At 68.8% G+C, this 250-nt stretch carries 1 protein-coding gene; it reads left to right on the forward strand.

From position 1 onward, the window contains the following. A partial coding sequence (locus SAZ04_RS22640; RefSeq protein ID WP_332699975.1) for a pectate lyase occupies positions 1–250 on the forward strand: 250 nt, incomplete at both ends.

Here is a 250-nt window from a genome sequence, read left to right on the forward strand (position 1 = left end):
GACACGCCGGCCGACCGCTTCTGGACCTTCGTGGGCACGCTGGACACCGGCGCGACCACGACCGAGATGCGCTTCCTGGCCAAGGTGCAGCAGCAGGCGCCGGGCCAGGACGGCGACGCCTATCGCGCCAGCATCCTCACGGGCGTGAACTATCTGCTGGCGGCGCAATATCCCACCGGCGGCTGGCCGCAGATCTACCCGATCGAGGGCGGCTTTCACGACGCGGTGACGTTCAACGACAACGCCGTGG

This window comes from Halalkalibacter lacteus, assembly GCF_036663595.1.
Lineage (GTDB): Bacteria > Bacillota > Bacilli > Bacillales > Bacillaceae_D > Halalkalibacter > Halalkalibacter lacteus.